Genomic DNA, 18,266 nt, shown 5'->3' with positions numbered 1-18,266 from the left:
AATGGTCTGTCGTGCATGCAAGGCGACAACCGCGCATGCAGGCGGGCGGCGAACACTGCCGCATTCGCCGCCGTCACATCAAATTCAGGAGCCGCGCCGTGTGTTCTTCCGGCGTGTCATCCGACCGGGAACTCTCTGGCACGAGGGTAGGCAGCCGACAGGCTGCCTTGGAGGACGGGCGGGGTGCAAGTCACCCCGTCCGCTTTCCGCCTGGCTGGCCCCGTCGAATTGACTTCCCCGCAGGAATGATTTCTTGAATGCGGCCGCGTCGCGCGGCGCGTCATGACGCGCGGTCGTTTCGATACGAACCGCGGAGAGGGTGCACGCATGCGTGCCGGTGCGCATGCGCACGGCAGCGGCCGTGCATGGCGGCAGTGTCTCGGCGCGCGCGGCCATCGTACGGCCCCCGTGCCGCGCGATGGCTGCCTGCGCGTTCAGAGTGGTCGAAGAATCGACCGGAGGTCGTGTCGCCGGCCCGCGCCGCGCCGTACCCGCGAACGCGGGCGCACGACATGGAGCGGCGCGCATGCGTTGCACGTGCGGCTGCGCAGACGGTTCGCATGCGGCCAGCCGGGACGCGCCTTGCGGCGCGGCTCCGACACGTCCGGCGCGTCGGCAGCGTTTCGCGCGCGGAGTGCCGCCGCGAACCGCTGCAATGCGAGGACCGACCCCGCGACGCTCTGGTACTTTTCGCGGCCGATTTGCCCGTCGAGCGTGACGAGCAACCCGGCCTCGCGTGCGAGCGCGAGCAAGGTGTCGAGATCGTCGGGCGGGCGGTTGCCGGCCGACCCGGTCCGGGCGGGCAGGGCGCGCGCGTTGCCCGACGCGCGCCGCTGGCCGTCCCGGCCGGAGAGGTTGCGATGTGTCATGGTTGGTCTCCTGCGCCAGAGATCCCGCGTGCCGGCTCGGTGGCCGGCTGAGCGATGTCCCGGTATGAACTTCTCGTTCATGTGATCAGTATCGTGTGGCGGCGACGCGCTGCCAAGCGGCGCGCGCTGAAGTCGCTGTCAGGAAAATGCGCGGTGCGTATCGGAATCCGCTGACACGCGCGGCGGCAGACCGGCCGGCCCGGTGCATTCGTTCCGACGAATGAGCGGCGCGCGACGGGCGTCGCTTGACGCATGATTTCGGCCGGTCTAAGTTCCCGACTGCATCGACGACGCCCGGCAGGCCATCTGCCGCCCGCCGCCGGTGCCGCGCCGCCGGGGTGGCGCGGCAGGGCCTCCAGTCACGTTCGCGGGCAGTTTGCGCCGCGAATCATGCGCGGCCGGTTCGGGGACGGATCGGCAAGGCGGCACGCAACGTGTCGTTGATCGCGCGCAAACACGCGCCGGCGCATCGCACGCCGCGCGGCCGACCAGTCTTTAAGCTTCCGGTACCGTCATCTTTTTCGTTCCTCGACCGTCAGGAGTCCGTCGATGTCCAAGGACAATTTGCTCGATTCACTCAAGGAAGCCGCCGAACAGCGCGCGATCGACGCGGATCAGTTGCGCGCGATGCTCGACGACGAAGTGCGTGTGCTGTCGTCCGGTGCGCGCGTGCACGACTACATCCACGTGTTCGCGATCCGGAACCTGCGCGAACGGATGCGCCGGCGGGACGATTTCGACCGCGACACCCGGCCCGATGCGGCGTCGGCGGATGCCGATCCGCGCCCGAGCCACCGTCTGTGAAGGGCGATGGCCGGGGTGCGCACGACGCCCGCCGGATCCGGCCATCCTGACGATCCGCTGACGGCCGTCAACGCCTTTCGTCATATGTTTCATTGAATTGTCACAACGACCTCAAGTAAGCGGCGCGATTGCCGTTTACCCGGTGAATTCGTCCACCGGGCGTTCGCGCTCCCTTACCGAGTCGTTGCCATGTTCTCGTCCATTCGCGCCCGCATCCTCGCCGCGTGCGTCGCCATCGTCGTATTCGCGCTGGTCGCCACCACGCTGATCAACTATTTCATCGCGCACTCGTACAACGACGACGCGATCGACCGCAACCTGACCTCCGTCGCGAGCGGCCACGTGGTCGGGATCGCAGACTGGGTCGCCACCCGCAGCCGGATGATCGAGTCGCTGCAGGATGCGGCGCTCGCGCCCGATCCGCTGCCGGTGTTCAAGCAGATGGCCGCGGCCGGCGGCTTCACGAACGTCTATGCGGGCTACGCGGACAAGGCGTTCCACTTCTCCGACCCGACCGGGATCCCGCCCGACTACGACCCGACCGGCCGCCCGTGGTACAAGCAGGCCGCGCAGGCCGGCAAGCCGGTCGTCACGCCGCCTTACGTCGATGCCGGCACGGGCAACCTCGTCGTCACGTTCGCGGTGCCGATCCTGAAGGACGGCGCGCTGAAGGGCGTCGTCGCCGCGGACGTCTCGATGGACACCGTGATCGCCAACGTGAAGTCGATCCGCCCGACGCCGGCGAGCTTCGGGATGCTGGTCGACAGCACCGGGCACGTCGTCGCGCACCCGGACGCGAAGCTCACGCTGAAGCCGGTCGCCGACGTGTCGCCCGAACTCGGCACGATGGGCGCCGCCTCGATCGCGGCCGCGAGCGCGCCGGTCGAGGTGAGCGTCGGCGGCGACGCGAAGCTGGTGCGCGCGAAACCCGTGCCGGGCACCGACTGGTACGCGCTGGTGCTGCTCGACAAGAACGAGGCGACGGCCGGGATGCGCTCGCTGCTGACCGCTTCGCTGATCACGCTGGTCGTGATCGTCGGCATCGCGTCGCTGATCATCGGCGCGATCACCGCGACCTCGTTCCGCCGCCTGTCGCAGGTGCGCCAGGCGATGGCCGAAATCGGCTCGGGCGCCGGCGACCTGACGCACCGCCTGCCGGCCGACGGCCGCGACGAAGTCGCCGACATCGCGCGCTCGTTCAACAGCTTCGTCGACAAGCTGAACGACGTGATGCGGCAGATCCGCGACGCGAGCGAATCGGTGCGCACGGCCGCGAACGAGATCGCCGCAGGCAACCAGGATTTGTCGTCGCGTACCGAGTCGGCCGCGGCGAGCCTCGAGGAAACGGCCGCGTCGATGGAAGAGATCACCGCGACCGTCGGCCAGTCGGCGGCAGCCGCCGGCCAGGCCGACGAACGTGCGGCCGCCGCGTCGCGGATCGCGTCGCACGGCGGCGTGGTCGTGTCGGACGTCGTCGCGACGATGGAGAAGATCGAGCAGGCATCGGGCCGGATCGGCGACATCATCGGCGTGATCGACGGGATCGCGTTCCAGACCAACATCCTTGCACTGAACGCGGCGGTCGAAGCGGCACGTGCGGGCGAACAGGGCCGCGGCTTCGCGGTCGTCGCCCAGGAAGTGCGCAGCCTCGCACAGCGCAGCGCGCAGGCCGCGCGCGAAGTGAAGGTACTCGTCGAATCGACGGTCGCGAGCGTGTCGGCCGGGTCCGGGCAGGTACGCCAGGCCGGCGACACGATGCGCGAGATCGTGTCCAACGTGTCGAACGTGACGACCATCATCTCCGAGATCACGCATGCGGCGAACGAGCAGACGCGCGGCATCCAGGAAGTGAATCGCGCAGTCACGCAGCTCGACGAAATGGTGCAGCAGAATGCGGCGCTCGTCGAACAGTCGACCGCTGCCGCCACGGCGCTGCAGTCGCAGGCGAATGCACTGGCGACGACGGTCGGGCAGTTCAAGGTCGCGTAACGCGGCCCGGCAGGGAGGCGGCCGCGCCGCTCAGGAGCGGCCGCCGTCGCGCATCAGCGCGAGCCGGTTGTAGAGGGTCTTCAGGCTGATGCCGAGCGCCTTCGCCGCGCGCGGCTTGTTGCCGTCGAAATGGCGCAGCGTCGCCGCGATGAAGCGCTGCTGCGCATGATGCAGTGTCGCGCCGAGCGGCAGCGCCATCGCGCTCTCCGACGTGCGATCGGGCAGGATCGCCTGTTTCGGCAGCACGATGTCGATGCCTTCGTCCGACAGGATGTAAGCACGCTCGATCGTGTTGTGCAGCTCGCGCACGTTGCCGGGCCACGAGTATGCGCGCAACGCGGTGATCGCCGCATCGGTCAGCCGCTTGTGCGAGCGGTGCCGCGCGTTGAGCGATTCGACGAATTCCCGCGCAATCGTCTCGACGTCGCCGTCGCGCCGGCGCAGCGGCGGCACGTACAGCGCGAACGCGGCGAGCCGGTAGAACAGGTCCTCGCGCAGCCGGCCGTCGCGCACGGCTTCCGCCGGGTTGTGGCGCGTGGCCGACACGAAGCGCACGTCGAGCGGAATCGGCTCGGTGCCGCCCACCCGCACAATCGAATTCGACTCGATCGCCCGCAGCAGCTTCACCTGCAGCGCCGCGGGCATTTCCGCGATCTCGTCGAGCAGCAGCGTGCCGCCGCGCGCGGCTTCGAAGAAACCTTCCCGCTGCGCGATCGCGCCGGTGAAACTGCCTTTCTCGTGCCCGAACAGCTGCGATTCGGCGATGTCGGGCGGAATCGCGCCGCAGTTCACGGGCACGAACGGGCCGTCGCGCCGTGCGCTGAGATCGTGCAGACGGCGCGCGACGATATCCTTGCCGACCCCGCTTTCGCCGGCAATCATCACGCTGGCGCGGGTCGGTGCGATCTTCTCGATGCGGCCGAGCAGCGTGCGCATCGCGGCGGACCGGCCGGACAGCCGGCGGCCGTCTGCACGCTGCTTCGACCGGTTTGCGGTTTCACCCATCGGTATCGGGGGAATGGCGGGCCGTTTTGAAAATCGGCATCGCCCGTTCCGTTGATTGCAATATTTATCATCGACAGCGAAACGGCAGTGAAGGTGCCGCTGAATAGAAATTTCCAATGTGTGCGGCGGGGACAGAAGGTTGAATCCATCGATCTGTTCGCCTGTCGGGAAGCGGCAGCGCGACCGACAGTTGCATCCGTGCTTTTTTACAGAAACCCGATGAAAAAGCCGGTTGTCGCCGCATGGCGCCGGGGCGGCCGATGCCGACGACCGGCGTCGGCCGGCCACGAGCCGCCGGACAGCCGTACGGCCGTCTTTCGCCCGCGCCGGGCATGCCGCTTGCTGCCGCCACCACGCCCGCCCGGCACGCTCGACGGCACGCCGGATAGCCGACAAGCGGCACGATGCCGCGCGACGGGAGCCGGCGCGAGGCAAGGATGCAATGAGGACCCTGACCCGTGAGCTGTTACGGCAGGGCGTATGGGTCGTGTTGGCCGTCGCGCTGGCGTCCGCGCTGCAGGCGTGGGCGATTCGCGCCGTCGGCGAGCACGCGCCGTTTGCGCCGCTGCCTTTCTATGCAGGCGTGGCGGCTGCCGCATGGCTGACGTCGTTCGGCGGCGGCCTGGCCGCGACCGCGGCGAGCGTGGCCGTGATCGGCACGCTGTGGTGGCGCGACATGCCGCCGGCCGCGCTGCTCGCGCAGGCCGGCACGTTCGTCGCGATCGGCTTCGCCGAGTGCGTGCTCGTGATGGCCGTGAGGCCGCTGCTGGCGAACGATCGCCTGCACGCCGTCGATGACGATGGCGACGACGCTGCCCGCGCGCCGCATCGCGAACCCGTGCCGGCCGCCCGCGCGCCGGACGACAGCCTGCTGCGCCGGGTGGTCGACGCGTCGCCCGATGCGATCGTCGGCGTCGATGCCGCGCGGCGGATCACGAGCTGGAATCCGGCCGCCCGGAGGATCTTCGGCATCGACGCGGCGCAGGCCGCCGGGCGCGACGTCACCGCGATGATCGTGCCGCGCTGGCTGCAGCGGTATCCGGTGCCGGTGTCGTTCGCGGGCATGCAGGCGCCGATCGGGCCGCTCGACGTGCTGTGCGTGCGCCGCGACGGAGGCCGTTTTCGCGCAACCTTCGCCGCGTCGCCGATCGTCGATGCGTACGGCAACTGCACGGGCCTGTCGATGACGCTGCGCGAAGCGCGCGAACGCCGTCGAGGCGAACGGCGCGACCTGCGCTCGCTGCGCGGCGCACGCGATGCGCGCGCCCAGGCCGACACGTCGAACCGGCTGAAGGACGAGTTGCTGGCCACGGTGTCGCACGAACTGCGCACGCCGCTGAACGTGATCTACGGCTGGGTCGCGGTGTTGCGCAACCTCGACGGTCACGGGCTCGCCGAACAGGCGGTCGACGCGATCGATCGCAGCGCGCGGTCGCTGTCGCACATGGTCGCCGACCTGCTCGATGCGTCGTCGCTCGCGACGGGCCGGCTGCGCCTCGAGCGCGTGCCGGTCGATCTCGTGCGGGTCGTGCGCGACGCCACGCGCGAACTCGATGCGACGGCACAGGCGAACGGGCTCGCGCTGTCGACGGAGTACGCGATGCCGACCTGCGTGATTCCGGCCGACGACGAGCGCGTGCGCCAGGTGCTGTCCAATCTGCTGTCGAACGCGATCAAGTTCACGCCGCCGGGCGGGCGCATCGTCGTGTCGCTGACGCGTGCGGGCGAGCGGGTGCGGCTGTCGGTCGCCGATTCCGGGCAGGGCATCGCGCCGGAATACCTGCCGCACCTGTTCGAGACGTTCAGCCGGCCGGAAGGCGCGTTCGCGTCACCGAAGCGCGGCCTCGGGCTCGGCCTGTCGATCGTGCGCAACATCGCGCAACTGCATGGCGGCGAGGTCGTCGCGACGAGCGACGGCGCCGGACGCGGCACCACGGTGACGGTCGTGTTGCCGGCCGGGTGGGACCTGGACGATCCGGCCGGGAATCCGGCGCGCCCCGCAGGCGCGTCTGACACGGTGGCGCTCGACGGCCAGCGCGTACTCGTCGTCGACGACGACGCCACCTCGCGCGCCAGCCTCGCCGCGGCACTGGAGACGATGGGCGCGCAGGTGTCGACCGCGCAATCGGGACACGACGCGCTCGATGCGGTGGAACGGCACCCGCCGAGCGTCGTGCTGTCGGATCTCGCGATGCCGGACGGCGACGGCTTCTGGCTGCTCGACCGCATCCGTCACTTGCCGGGAGGCGGCGCGCATCTGCCCGTCGTCGCCGTCACCGCGCATGCCGGCAAGGCCGATCGCCACCGCGTGATGGCTGCCGGCTTCGACGCGTATCTGTGCAAGCCGGTCGACATGCCGACGCTGGCGAGCGTGATCGTCGACGTCGCGCCGGACGACGCGCCCGGCGGGAAAGGGCGCCACCGGTAACAGCGGGCGGCGGCGTTCACGCGGTCGCTCACGAGGAAAGGAGGCACGATGGACACCACGGAACGCACATGGCGCACCGGCACGGGCGGCAGGCCGGCACGACGCAGGCGCATGCCGCCGCTCATGCGGATCGCGAGCATACTGTTGCTGTCGTGTGCCTGGATCGCGACACCCCGCTGCGTATCGGCCGAGGAGGGCGTCGGTGCGAAGCTGGCGAGCCAGGCGTCGGCCGTCGGCGGCCAGATCCGCGATGCGACGCTCGCCTCCCGCGTCAGGGCGGCGCTCGTCGCTGAACGCGGGCTGGCATCCGGCGACATCGACGTCCAGGTTCACCATCGCGTGGCCGACCTGACGGGCAGCGTGCCCGACGAACGGCAACGCGCTACCGCGATCCGCGTCGCGCACGACATCGACGGCGTGAGCGGCGTGCGCGACAGGCTGCAGATCCGCCGGAAGTAACGTGATGCACGGGCCAGCGCCGGGCCGATCGGGCGTCGCGCGCCCGCGGCCCTGCGTGTCACCGGGCAGGAGGGTTCGACATGGACACCATCATCGCGGGCCGTTTCTCGCGGCTCGAGCAGGCGGAACGCTGCGCGGAGCAACTGCGCGGCCACGCCATGCATCGCGACGACGTAAAGGTCTTCTTTCTCAATCCACCCGGACAGCACGCGCTGTTCTGGCTCGGCGGCGATACCTATGCGGATTCCGCCGCGCGGCCGGGCGCCATCGGTGCGCTGGAAGGCGTGGCCATCGGTGCGGTCGTCGGGCTCGCCGGGGCCGCGCTGCTCTACCTGGGCGGGCTGCATTCGCCGCTCGCGTGGATCGGCGTGCCGCTGGTCGGCGGTTATGTCGGCGCGTTGTGCGGCGCGCTCGGCAAGATGCGCGGCGATGCACCGGAGGGCCATGGAGCACTGAAGCAGTGCGAGAACGGCGTCGTGCTCGCGGCGCACGTGACGCGGCGCACGATCGCATTCGCGGAGCGGACGATGCTCGCGGCCGGTGCGCTGTCGGTGGAGCGTACCGAGGGCGCATGGAGCAACGGCGCGTGGACCGATTTCTTCTCGTCGTCCCGTCGCCCCGCGTGACGGCAACCCGGATGGCCGGCCCGCTCCGTCGCGACATCCGGCGGTCCGCATGATGCGGGGCCGGTACCCGATGGCGGCAATCGTATTTGCCGCCCTCGTCGGGGGGCTGGCGTTCGCCCGCGCGCAGACGCCGCCCGCTTCGTCGGCGCAGGTCGCGCCCGGCATCGTCCGCCCCGGCACGACCGCCGACGAGGCCGGCATGACGCAGCGGCCGACCGGCATCGACGCCGAATTCGTCGACAAGGCGGGCATGCTCGACAAGGTCGAACGGCAGGCCGGCCAGTTCGCGCTCGACCGCTCGTCGAACCCGGACGTGAAGGCGTTCGCGCGACGGATCGTCGACGATCACGCCCGCATCGCCGGCGAGTTGCGGCAGCTTGGCGCACAAAAGGGCGTGCCGGTCCAGGCGCGGATGCTGGTCGATCCGGCGGTGACGGCGTTGCGAACGAAGGAGGGCCATGCGTTCGACACGGCCTACGTCGCGCTGGCCGGGCCGCGCGCGCATGAATCGGCGATCCGGCTCTACGAAGACGAAGCGCGAAACGGCCGCGATCCGCAGCTGCGTGCGTTCGCGGCCGGCACGCTGCCGACGCTGAACGCGCATCTGGCCGCCGCGCGGCAACTCGCGCGGACGGTGGCGGCCGCGCACTGACCCGCGTCAACGTTGCCGCGTGCCGCCTTCGGGACCGTCCGGCGACGCTTCGTACGGCGGCGAGTCGAGCGCGGTTTCGCCTTCCTCGATCATCCAGTAGGGCGAACTGCCATAGTACGCATGCAGCGCCTCGGCCCAGTCCGGATCGGCCATCGCCGGCCAGCGATCGCGGTCGAAGCCGGGCGCGTCGCGCACGCGTGCGGTCCCGACCGGCAGCACGAAGCATTTGCGCTCGACGTCGAGCACGAGCACGTTCCAGGGCACCGCGAGCAGCTTGTCGCCGAGCCCGCGCACCCCGCCCGACGCCACCACTGCATACGCGATCCGGCCGGATCGCACGTCGAGCATGATGTCGGCGACCGTGCCGACGTCGTCGCCGTCCATCGTCAGCACACGATCGCCCGCGAGCGTGCGGGCGGCCATCACGTCGGGCCCGGGGCCCCCGCCGGTCGCGCGGCGATGGCCGCCGACGATGCGCGCGTCGTCGCGCGGCAGTCTGTCCGTTGTCATCGAAAACCTCCTGGTCGAAGCGGCACCGGCGCGGGCCGCGCGAAACGGGCGGGACGCCGGTCAGCGCCGCCGCGGCAGCGACACGTCCTCGAGCGTATTGGCCAGTTCGTCGCGCTCGGGGCCGCCTGCGCGCGTCGCGATGTCGCCGAGCGACACGATGCCGACGAGCCGCAGGTTGCGGTCGAGCACGGGCAGGCGATGCAGCTGCACGTCCGCCATCCGCTGCTGGACGTCGCCGACACCGTCATCCTCGACGCACCACTGCACGGGCGTGGACGCGACGGCCAGGACGGGGGTATCGGACGAATGGCCGTGCGACAGCCCGCGTATCGCGAGGTCGCGGTCGGTCACGATCGCGACGAGTTCGGCGCCGTCGCAAACGGGCAGCACGCCGATATCGAAGCGCTGCATCAATTCGGCCGCATGGCGAATCGTGTCGGTCGGCGCGACGCACACCACGTCGCGCGACATGATCTCGTTGACGCGATACATGAGCGCCTCCTTTGTGAGCGAGACGACTTGGGAGCAGATAGCGTGCCGCGCGCGCTCCGTGCACGCCGGGCCTCGACGGCCGGGCGATGGAGAAATTTGCCAGCCCGCTTGTACATCTTCCACGGCGATAGCCGTGGGCGGGCGGCGCGGGACGTCAGTGGCCGATGCCCGTCATCACGACGATGGCCAGCACCACGGTACTCTCGATGGCGGCCAGCGCAGCGACGCCGGCGGCGCCGCTGATTTCGTGCCATCTGTGTTCAAGGCGTTTCATCAGATCTCTCCGGATTGTCCCGGCGCGCTCGTGCGCCGCCGCGCATGGCAGGCCGGGTGCCGCCGTCAGCCGTGATCGCGGGGCGGTGAAGGGACGTGCGGCGCACGACGTTCGTGCTCGCCGGACGGTTTGGCAGGATCGATACGGGTCGCGCCGCCCACGGCGGGCGGGTCGCTGGCCGGAAACGTCTCCTCGAGCCCTTCGTCGATGCGCTCCTCCGTCCTGTCTTCGGGCGGCGGGCGCGACGTGGCGAACCGGAGCAGTCCGGCGGCCGGTGACACGGCGTCGTGGCGGCCGGTGGCGTAAGCGGTCATGGTCGAACCTCCTTGGTCGTGACTTCAGGCGCAAGCGCCGTGCCCGTGAGGCACCAGCGGCACGACGCTTGCGCGCCGGGGGCGCCGGACCGGTGCGCAGGCCATGGACCGCGTACCGTCGGCATGGACGAGAGGACATCGTGATGAATGCATCCAGGGAAAGGATACGTTACGACGCGAACGTATGCGGCGGCGATTTCGGCCATGTACGCGAACGCTTCGACACGTGGAAGCGCGAATCGCGGGTCTATCGGCCCGAGCGGCGCATGTTCGACGGCAGGGACGAGGTACGCGAACTGAACGACACCGTCTACGACGGCCAGGAGCGCGCACAGCGGGCGCTCGTTGCGCAATGCGCGCCGTCCGATCCGTTCGCGCTCGCGGTGCAGCTGGCCACCGAAGGGCGCACGGTGTGGCTCGTGATGGCGGCCTACGACGACTGAGCGGGACGGCGGATGTTCGGCGGGCGGCAGCGGGCACGGCGCTTGCGCACGCTCGCCTCGCCATCGAGAGGCGCGCGCCGTCGCGCAGGAGTGACATGAACACGCCATTCACGCTGCACCGCCCAGAACCGACGACACCCGACGTCGATCCGGATCCGCCGCCGCCCGGACACGACGATCCGGTCGATCCGCCCGTGCCCGACGGGCTGCCGCAGGGCGATCCGCCATCGAACCCGCCGCCGATGCGGATGCCGGGCGGGGGCGGTGCGCCACGACCGGCCGCACGAACACTGAAAAGGAGGACCGTCATGGACATTCACGTGCAATCGCCGGACAAGCGCGCGATCGCTCAGGTGCTGGGCCGCTATTTCGAATCGCGTTCGCTGCGCTATCACATCGAGGAGTTGCCGGGCGGCGTGCTGGAGATCGGCTTTCGCGCCAGCGGCCGCCCGGTCGCCGTCACCGTTTCGTTCGACGATGCCGCGTACGACACCTATACGCACTGGGACGCCAGCCAGAAGCAGCTCGCGCTCGGACGGCTCGCCGACGGCTTCTCGCGGATGATGTCGACGCGCAGTCCGGCCGCGCTGGCCGGCGACTATCACGTCGAGCGTTTCTGATTCCGCAATCAACGACCGGTTCGTACCGGAACCCGGCAAAGTGCCCGCATCCAACGGGCGCTTTGCGTCTGTGCGCGTGTCGCGTACGATGTCCCTTAATTCAGCGTACGCTACGTTCGCGCGGCCGGCTGCCGGCAATTGCAGCCCGCAAAGCGCGGCACGCTTTCCATCAGGTTCGATGTGCGCAACCGACGGAGACCATCTTGACCACAGTTGCTCGCCCGCTGCTGTCACCCGGCGCACGCCGGTTCGTATCCGGCCTGTCGGCATTCGCCGCGCTGGCCACGGCAGGCGCCCGCGATGCGTCGGCCCAGACCCCTTCGCCGCTCGGCGAGTGGCAATACTCGGCGGGCGTGCCGCTCGAGAAGCTGTTCGACCCGAACATTTCCACCTGGGAAGTCAGCGTCGGCGCCGCGATGACGCTGCAGCCGCGCTATCCCGGCGCCGACCGCTATCACGTGATGGGCGGCCCGAATTTCGACGTCCGCTACCGCGACCTGTTTTTCCTGTCGACGGGCGAGGGCCTCGGCGCGAACGTGCTGCGCGGGCCGAACTGGCGCGTGAGCATGTCGGTCGGCTATGACCTCGGGCGCCGGTCGGCCGACAATCTCGGCCACCTGAACGGCCTCGACAACATCAACGCGGCGCCCGTGATGAAGCTGGCGGCCGATTACGTGATCTCGAAGGAATTCCCGCTCGTGCTGCGGGCGGACGTCCGGCGCAGCATCGGCGGCTCGAACGGCTGGGTCGGCGATTTCTCCGCCTACATGCCGTTGCCGGGCAGCAACGACCACTTTTTCTGGTTCGCGGGGCCGACGGTATCGTTCGCCGATTCGCGCTACATGAACAGCTGGTTCGGCGTGAGCCAGGGCGCCGCCGCGCGCTCGGGGCTGCCCGCTTATTCGTCGGGTGCCGGGATAAAGTCGGCCGGCGTGGGCATGACGGTGGCATGGTTCGTGAACAAGCACTGGTTCGTCACGATCGACGGCGCGCTCGAGCAGCTCGTCGGCCGCGCGGCGCGCAGCCCGATCACGCAGCAGTCGACCAACGGCGTGTTGGACATGTCGGTGAATTACCAGTTCTGACCGGGGCCGGGCAGCAGCAGGGCGATGCCGCGTGCGGCATTTCCCGTCACATTTGATATGATTCCGACCTGTACAAACGTACAGTGATCGATCTCCGTGACGCCTGCTTCGCCGACGCCCCCGGCGTTTTACTACCTGACCAATTTCGAACGCGCGCTGACCTGGCTCAGCGAGCGTTACGACGACCTGTTCGACGCGCACGAGCATGCGTTCGTGCGGCAGTTCGCGTCGTTGCCGCAGGCGTCGCGCGCGCTGCTCGTGCGGATGCTGATGCGCAGCGGGTCCGACTTCCGCGCGAGCAAGCTCGTGTACGACGAGATCGGCTGCACGCTCGACGCGGCCGCGCCGCTCGTCGCACTCGGCTGGGTCGATCCGGCGCCTGCGCTCACGCTCGACGAGCTGTTCGCGCTGTCGACCAAGGCCGATCTGCTGCGCATCTTCCCGTCGCTTGCCGCGCATGCTGGCGAACGCAAGCCCGAATGGCTCGACCGGCTGCGGCCCGCGCACGACGTCGCGCAACCGCTCGATGCGTGGTGCGCGCAGGCAGGCGACCGTGTGCTGCGCGTGGCCGTCGGCGTACTGTGCGACCGGCTGCGGCTGATGTTCTTCGGCAATCTGCATCAGGACTGGAGCGAATTCGTGCTCGCCGATCTCGGCGTGTTCCATTACGAGAGCGTGGCGATCGCGCCGTCGTCGCGCGCGTTCCAGCAGCGCAGCGACGTCGACGCGTATCTCGCGCTGCAGACGTGCCGCGACGCGCTGGACGGGTGGCCCGACGATCAGCCGTTCGACGACCTGATGCATGCGATCGACGCGGTCGGCTGCGCACAGCCGTGGCTCGCGACGCGTCGCGCGAAGCTGCTGTTCGCGATCGGGCAGACCTGCGAGCGCCGCGCCGACTGGGAGGCGGCGCTCGACGCGTACGCGCGCAGCGCGTGGCCCGGCAGTCGCCATCGCCGCATCCGCGTGCTCGAACGCGGCGGACGCGACGGCGACGCGCTCGCGCTGGCGCTCGACGCGCGCAGCGGCTTCGAGAGCGACGAGGAGCGCCAGCGCGTCGAGCGCATGCTGCCGCGCCTGCAGCGTCGCGCCGGCCTGCGCGTCGAACGTGCGGCCGCCGCGGCCGACGTGCCGCGCGAGACCCTCGTGCTCGCACGCCCCGATGCATTCGTCAGCGTCGAATTCGCGGTGCGCGATCATCTTGCGCAGCCGGCTTCGCCGGTTCATTACGTCGAAAACACGCTGATCAATTCACTGTTCGGGCTGCTGTGCTGGGAGCCGGTGTTCGCGGCCGTGCCCGGCGCATTCTTCCACCCGTTCCAGCGCGGCCCGGCCGACCTGCACGCACCCGATTTCGCGGTGCGCCGCGCGGCGGCATTCGACGCGTGCTTCACGCAGCTCGATTCGGGCACGTACCGCGACACGATCCGCCGGCATTTCGCGACGAAGGCGGGGCTGCAGTCGCCATTCGTGTTCTGGGGCGTGCTGACCGACGAGCTGCTCGAGGAAGCGCTCGCCTGCCTGCCGCCCGAGCACTTGCGGCTGTGGTTCACGCGCCTGCTTGCGGACATCCGCAGCAACCGTTCGGGACTGCCCGATCTCGTCCGCTTCTGGCCCGACGAGCGCCGCTACGAGCTGATCGAGGTGAAGGGCCCCGGCGACCGGCTGCAGGACAACCAGACGCGCTGGCTCGCGTACTGCATCGCGCACGGCATGCCGGTGCGCGTCGTCGACGTCGAATGGGCCGGCGAGGGCGTCGCGCACGCCGAAGCGGCAGGGCTGTCCGCATGAGCTACGTCGTCGCGGTGCGGGCGATGTGCGAGTTCACCGCGCGGCGCGGCGATCTCGACCTGCGCTTCACACCCGCGCCGACCGCGCTCGAAGGCATCGCCGGCCACGGCGCGGTCACGTCGAAACGCGGTGCACGCTACGAAACCGAGATCGCGCTGACGGGCACCTGGGGCACGCTGACCGTGCGCGGCCGTGCGGACGGCTACGACCCGGTGGCGAACCGTCTCGAGGAAATCAAGACCTATCGCGGTAGCCTCGACGCGATGCCGGACAACCACCGCGCGCTGCACTGGGCGCAGGCGAAGGTCTATGCGCACCTGATGTGCGACGCGCGCGGCCTCGAGGAAATCGACGTCGCGCTCGTGTACTTCGACATCGTGTCCGAGCGCGAGACCCGGCTGACGGAAACGCTGGATGCGGGCACGCTCGCGACGTTCTTCGCCGAGCAGTGCGCGTGCTTTGTCGGCTGGGTCGAGCGCGAGACGGCCCATCGCGCGGCGCGCGATGCGGCGCTGCGCGCGCTCGCGTTTCCGCACGGGCAGTTCCGCAGCGGCCAGCGCGAGCTGGCGGTCTCGGTCTATCGCGCGGCGCGCGACGAACACTGCCTGATGGCGCAGGCGCCGACCGGCATCGGCAAGACGCTCGGCACTGTGTTCCCGATGCTGAAGGCCTGCGGCGAGGGCGAGCTCGATCACGTGTTCTTCCTCACCGCAAAAACGCCCGGCCGCGCACTCGCGCTCGAAGCGGCGACGATGCTGGGCGCCGGCACGCCCGCACTGCCGCTGCGCGTACTGGAACTCGTCGCGCGCGACAAGGCGTGCGAGCATCCGGACAGCGCGTGCCACGGCGAATCCTGCCCGCTCGCGAAAGGCTTCTACGACCGGCTGCCGGCCGCGCGCGACGCGGCGATCGAGACCGGGCTGCTCGATCGCGATACCGTGCGCAAGGCCGCGCTCGCGCACGACGTCTGTCCGTACTACCTGTCGCAAGAGCTCGCGCGCTGGTCGGACATGATGATCGGCGACTACAACTACTACTACGACGGCAGCGCGATGCTGCACACGCTCGCGCAGCAGAACCAGTGGCGCGTCGGCGTGCTCGTCGACGAAGCGCACAACCTGCTCGACCGCGCGCGCAAGATGTACAGCGCATCGCTCGATCCGTTCGCGTTCGCGGCGGCCCGCGAAGCCGCGCCGGCGGCGCTGCGCAAGGCGTTCGACCGGCTCGCCCGCGCATGGGGTACGGTCAATCGCGCGCAGACCGAGCGCTATGCCGCCTATCCCGACGTGCCGGGCCCGATCGTATCGGCCGTGCAGAACCTCGTCGCGGCGATCGGCGAACACCTGACCGATGCGCCGCGCGCGAACGGCGACGCGCTGCTGCGATTTCATTTCGAGGCGATCCAGTTCGGCGTGCTGGCCGAGGCGTTCGACAGCGCGTCGATCTTCGACGCGACGCTGGTCGGCGAGCCGATGCCGCGCCAGCCTGCGCTCGACGGCGTCGGGTCGGCCGGCCGCCGGCGCCGGGTCCAGGCGACGCTGTGCGTGCGCAACGTGATCCCGGCCGGTTTCCTGGCGCCACGCTATGAAGCCGCTCGTGCAACCGTGCTGTTTTCGGGCACGCTGAGCCCGTTCCATTTCTACCGCGACACGCTCGGGCTGCCCGGCGATACCGGCTGGCTCGACGTCGACGGGCCGTTCCGCGCCGAGCAACTGACGGTGCGCGTCGCGAGCCACGTGTCGACGCGCTGGCGCGACCGGGACCGGTCGCTCGAACCGATTGCGGACCTGATCGCCGCACAGTACGCGACGCGGCCCGGCAACTACCTCGGGTTCCTCAGCAGCTTCGACTACCTCGGGCGCGTGGTCGCGCTGATGCAGGCGCGCCACCCGGACGTGCCGGTATGGGCGCAGGCCCCCGGCATGGCCGAAAGCGAGCGCGACGCGTTTCTCGCGCGCTTCGACGCGGGCGGGCGGGGCGTCGGCTTTGCGGTGCTGGGCGGGGCTTTCTCGGAGGGCGTGGACCTGGTCGGCGAGCGGCTGATCGGCGCGTTCATCGCGACGCTCGGGCTGCCGCAGGTCAACGACGTCAACGAGCAGATGCGGCGCGCGATGGAGGCGCGCTTCGGCAACGGCTACGACTACATGTACCTGTATCCGGGGTTGCAGAAGGTCGTACAGGCGGCCGGGCGCGTGATCCGCACCGAGCACGACGAAGGCGTCGTGCACCTGATCGACGACCGATACCGGCGGCGCGAAGTGCGCGACCTGCTGCCGCGTTGGTGGCGGATCGGGTGACGTCGAAGCCGCGAGCCGCTACAGCACGTTGAGCATCGCGAGTGCGGCTTCCTGCAGATGCGGCAGCACGCGCCGCACGGCCGCGTCGGCCGTCTCCGCGCCGATCGGCATGTTCGTGCTCAGCGCGGCGACCACTTCGCCGTGACGGTTCTTCAGCGGGACCGCGATCCCGCGCACACCAACCTGCAATTGCTGCTCGATCGCCGCGAAACCGGCGTCGCGCGCCTGGTCGACCTGCTCGAGCAGGCGTGCCTTGTTGGTGATCGTGTGCGGCGTGAACGGCGGCAGCTCGGTGTCGTCGAGCCACGTGCGCACGGCTTCGCGGTCGGGATGGTGGGCGAGCAGCACGACCCCCGGCGACGTGAGCGGCGCGGGCACGCGTGCGCCGAGCACGAAGCCCGTCGTCATCACCCGCGACACGCCGTTGCGCGCGATGAACACGAGTTCCCAGCCGTCCAGCACGCTCACATACGCCGATTCGTTCAGCGACGCGCTCAGTTGCTGCAGATACGGCTGGACCGTGCGCGGCAGGCGCGCCGAATCGAAGTACGACCAGCCGACCCGCAGCACGCGCGGTGTGAGGCCGTACAGCTTGCCGTCGGTGTACACGTAGCCGAGCGATTCGAGCGTCAGCAGGTAGCGCCGCGCGGCCGTGCGCGTGAGGCCGGTGCGCGCGGCGGCCTGCGTGGGCGTCATGCGCGCGTGCTGGCTGTCGAACGCTTCCAGGATCATCAGGCCTTTTTCGAGGCCGGCAATCCAGTCGCGTCGGTCGAGTTCGGGCTTTTTCATCGTCGGATGCGGAAGGCTGATGTGCGGTAAACGCGCGGAATTGGGCGATTATCGCGCAGATCAACCGCGCTGGCGAAGCCACGCTAGAATCGCGGGTCCGACTGGAACCGACAAGAATGAGAATCCGAGAATCCATCCTGGCCGCGCTCGTCGCGGCCGTGCCGCTGCTTGCCGCGGCGAATCCTGCGACCACCGGCGCAACACTTCCCAAACCGACCGTCGATATCCGTGCGTGGCCGCGCATGGCGTCGCCCAAATTCGGCTGCTACGTCGAAACGACGTTCGGCTACCGCGACAAGCGATTCAATTGCGCGCTGAAGAAGTACCGGAACACCGGCGACGCGTGCAAGAACACGAAGGCGTATTACGAAGGCCCGGCGTTCCCCGACCGGCTCGCGGCCAGCGTGCATCCGCTCGCGACGAAGGTCGATCTCGACTGGGAGCACGGCGAACTGCAGTCGGTCACCGTCACGCTGAAGGGAACGTGGAACGCGGCCGACGTGCGCAAGGCGTTCGGGTTGCCGCGTGCGGAGGGGAGCAAGCTGACCGAAGCGGAACTGCGGTCGCAGCCGGCCAACCTGATGGACACCAGCGTGCAGTATCCGACGGCCCCGCTCGACGAAGGCCTCGCGAAGCGCCCGAGTGACCCGTCACGCGGTACGACTGCCGTGATGCTCGACGGGTTCGACCATATGGGGGCCGGCGACGTCGATTGCGGGGAAGGCGGGTAACGCAGGAGGCGGGAGGGAGCGGCCGGCGGAATGGCCGGCCGATTGCGAGGCGCGCGACGCTTGCGTCACGTGCACGCCCCGTCAGGGA

General features: G+C 69.7%; 18 protein-coding genes. 12 read left to right on the top strand and 6 right to left on the bottom strand.

Going from position 1 to position 18,266, the window contains the following annotated elements:
• Positions 1 to 434 precede the first annotated feature (434 nt).
• Positions 435 to 869, bottom strand: a complete 435-nt coding sequence (locus tag AC5LXK_RS24355) for a hypothetical protein (protein WP_493391251.1) — start codon at positions 867 to 869, stop codon at positions 435 to 437.
• 549 nt (positions 870 to 1,418) lie between these two features.
• On the opposite strand from AC5LXK_RS24355, the gene AC5LXK_RS24350 reads away from it, so the two are divergent.
• Together AC5LXK_RS24350 and AC5LXK_RS24345 are read left to right on the top strand one after the other, a co-directional pair.
• Positions 1,419 to 1,673, top strand: coding sequence for a DUF3562 domain-containing protein (locus tag AC5LXK_RS24350; protein WP_493391250.1), 255 nt, complete (start codon positions 1,419 to 1,421; stop codon positions 1,671 to 1,673).
• Positions 1,674 to 1,862: 189 nt separating this feature from the next.
• Positions 1,863 to 3,662, top strand: coding sequence for a methyl-accepting chemotaxis protein (locus AC5LXK_RS24345; protein ID WP_493391249.1), 1,800 nt, complete (start codon positions 1,863 to 1,865; stop codon positions 3,660 to 3,662).
• Positions 3,663 to 3,692: 30 nt separating this feature from the next.
• Here AC5LXK_RS24345 and AC5LXK_RS24340 read toward each other — a convergent pair whose 3' ends face one another.
• Positions 3,693 to 4,667, bottom strand: coding sequence for a sigma-54 interaction domain-containing protein (locus AC5LXK_RS24340; protein ID WP_493391248.1), 975 nt, complete (start codon positions 4,665 to 4,667; stop codon positions 3,693 to 3,695).
• Between the two features lie 442 nt (positions 4,668 to 5,109).
• Between AC5LXK_RS24340 and AC5LXK_RS24335 the strand changes: the two genes are divergently transcribed.
• From AC5LXK_RS24335 to AC5LXK_RS24320, 4 genes are all read left to right on the top strand, one after another.
• A complete protein-coding gene (locus tag AC5LXK_RS24335; protein ID WP_493391247.1) occupies positions 5,110 to 7,095 on the top strand; it encodes a hybrid sensor histidine kinase/response regulator in 1,986 nt (661 codons plus the stop codon).
• 48 nt (positions 7,096 to 7,143) lie between these two features.
• The gene (locus AC5LXK_RS24330) at positions 7,144 to 7,554 is read left to right on the top strand and encodes a BON domain-containing protein (RefSeq protein ID WP_493391246.1); all 411 of its coding nucleotides are present in this window, start codon (positions 7,144 to 7,146) and stop codon (positions 7,552 to 7,554) included.
• A gap of 80 nt (positions 7,555 to 7,634) precedes the next feature.
• Positions 7,635 to 8,180 carry a hypothetical protein gene (locus AC5LXK_RS24325; RefSeq protein WP_493391245.1) on the top strand — a complete coding sequence of 182 codons (546 nt, stop codon included), beginning with the start codon at positions 7,635 to 7,637 and terminating at the stop codon, positions 8,178 to 8,180.
• A 70-nt stretch (positions 8,181 to 8,250) separates the two neighbouring features.
• Positions 8,251 to 8,832: a DUF4142 domain-containing protein gene (locus AC5LXK_RS24320; RefSeq protein ID WP_493391244.1), complete on the top strand. Its 582-nt coding sequence runs from the start codon at positions 8,251 to 8,253 to the stop codon at positions 8,830 to 8,832.
• 6 nt (positions 8,833 to 8,838) lie between these two features.
• Here AC5LXK_RS24320 and AC5LXK_RS24315 read toward each other — a convergent pair whose 3' ends face one another.
• The 3 genes from AC5LXK_RS24315 to AC5LXK_RS24305 all read right to left on the bottom strand — a co-directional run bounded on the left by AC5LXK_RS24315 (position 8,839) and on the right by AC5LXK_RS24305 (position 10,422).
• A complete protein-coding gene (locus tag AC5LXK_RS24315; RefSeq protein ID WP_493391243.1) occupies positions 8,839 to 9,342 on the bottom strand; it encodes a PRC-barrel domain-containing protein in 504 nt (167 codons plus the stop codon).
• Positions 9,343 to 9,402: 60 nt separating this feature from the next.
• Positions 9,403 to 9,834 (bottom strand): CBS domain-containing protein, encoded by a 432-nt coding sequence (locus AC5LXK_RS24310; RefSeq protein ID WP_493391242.1) that lies wholly within the window; start codon positions 9,832 to 9,834, stop codon positions 9,403 to 9,405.
• 339 nt (positions 9,835 to 10,173) lie between these two features.
• Positions 10,174 to 10,422: a hypothetical protein gene (locus AC5LXK_RS24305; RefSeq protein WP_493391241.1), complete on the bottom strand. Its 249-nt coding sequence runs from the start codon at positions 10,420 to 10,422 to the stop codon at positions 10,174 to 10,176.
• A 143-nt stretch (positions 10,423 to 10,565) separates the two neighbouring features.
• Between AC5LXK_RS24305 and AC5LXK_RS24300 the strand changes: the two genes are divergently transcribed.
• The 5 genes from AC5LXK_RS24300 to AC5LXK_RS24280 all read left to right on the top strand — a co-directional run bounded on the left by AC5LXK_RS24300 (position 10,566) and on the right by AC5LXK_RS24280 (position 16,658).
• Positions 10,566 to 10,865, top strand: a complete 300-nt coding sequence (locus tag AC5LXK_RS24300) for a hypothetical protein (RefSeq protein ID WP_493391240.1) — start codon at positions 10,566 to 10,568, stop codon at positions 10,863 to 10,865.
• Positions 10,866 to 11,173: 308 nt separating this feature from the next.
• A complete protein-coding gene (locus AC5LXK_RS24295; RefSeq protein WP_493394044.1) occupies positions 11,174 to 11,485 on the top strand; it encodes an ATP-binding protein in 312 nt (103 codons plus the stop codon).
• 203 nt (positions 11,486 to 11,688) lie between these two features.
• Entirely contained in the window at positions 11,689 to 12,570 is an 882-nt protein-coding gene (locus AC5LXK_RS24290; RefSeq protein WP_493391239.1) for a MipA/OmpV family protein, read from the top strand.
• Positions 12,571 to 12,666: 96 nt separating this feature from the next.
• Positions 12,667 to 14,361: a VRR-NUC domain-containing protein gene (locus AC5LXK_RS24285; RefSeq protein ID WP_493394012.1), complete on the top strand. Its 1,695-nt coding sequence runs from the start codon at positions 12,667 to 12,669 to the stop codon at positions 14,359 to 14,361.
• A complete protein-coding gene (locus AC5LXK_RS24280) occupies positions 14,358 to 16,658 on the top strand; it encodes an ATP-dependent DNA helicase (RefSeq protein WP_493394011.1) in 2,301 nt (766 codons plus the stop codon). The genes AC5LXK_RS24285 and AC5LXK_RS24280 overlap by 4 nt, the downstream gene beginning before the upstream one ends.
• A gap of 18 nt (positions 16,659 to 16,676) precedes the next feature.
• On the opposite strand, the gene AC5LXK_RS24275 is transcribed toward AC5LXK_RS24280, so the two are convergent.
• Positions 16,677 to 17,447: an IclR family transcriptional regulator domain-containing protein gene (locus tag AC5LXK_RS24275; protein WP_493394010.1), complete on the bottom strand. Its 771-nt coding sequence runs from the start codon at positions 17,445 to 17,447 to the stop codon at positions 16,677 to 16,679.
• Between the two features lie 116 nt (positions 17,448 to 17,563).
• On the opposite strand from AC5LXK_RS24275, the gene AC5LXK_RS24270 reads away from it, so the two are divergent.
• A complete protein-coding gene (locus AC5LXK_RS24270; RefSeq protein WP_493394009.1) occupies positions 17,564 to 18,178 on the top strand; it encodes a hypothetical protein in 615 nt (204 codons plus the stop codon).
• Positions 18,179 to 18,266 lie beyond the last annotated feature (88 nt).

The sequence above is a fragment of the Burkholderia pulmonis genome (genome assembly GCF_984667975.1).
The sequence above is the reverse complement of the archived record's forward strand: the minus strand, read 5'-3'. Positions and strand labels throughout refer to the sequence as shown.